The following is a 445-nucleotide window of genomic DNA, read 5'->3' as shown; positions in this document are numbered from 1 at the left end:
GAATTAATCTATAGTAACATTCTTAGAATTCTAAATTAGTAAAGGAGATGAAATTAATGACGAAGGGTTTTTTCAAAGTTCAAGACGTACTTGAAAATTACAAAACAGCAGTTTACGAAAAAGATGTTGAAAGATTCTTATCCATGTATGCTCCCGAAATGCATATTTATGATTGCTGGGGGAACTGGGAGAGCAAGGGAATTTCTTCATGGAAGGAAAGTGTAGTAGAGTGGTTTAATGGATTGAGTGAGGAAGRTATTTTACTTAAAGTTGAATTTAATAACCTAGTAGTTGAAGAAAATTCATATCTCGCATTTGTACATTGTGCTGTAACGTTTGCTGCTCACCAAGAAGAATCTGGTGGCTGTAACGTTTGCTGCTCACCAAGAAGAATCTGGTGAGATACTTCGTCAAATGACAAATCGGTTCACATATGGTTTAAAAA

The 445-nt window shown here is 34.9% G+C and carries 1 protein-coding gene; it reads left to right on the top strand.

All coding sequences use genetic code 11. The features are described 5' to 3' along the window. The first annotated feature begins 56 nt into the window (after window positions 1–56). Entirely contained in the window at window positions 57–401 is a 345-nt protein-coding gene (locus AC1DFT_RS20850; RefSeq protein WP_478161525.1) for a Cif family virulence factor, read from the top strand. Window positions 402–445: the final 44 nt, after the last annotated feature.

The sequence above is a fragment of the Psychrobacillus sp. 05T411 genome (assembly GCF_056396485.1).
This window is presented reverse-complemented; position numbering and strand designations above follow the sequence as displayed.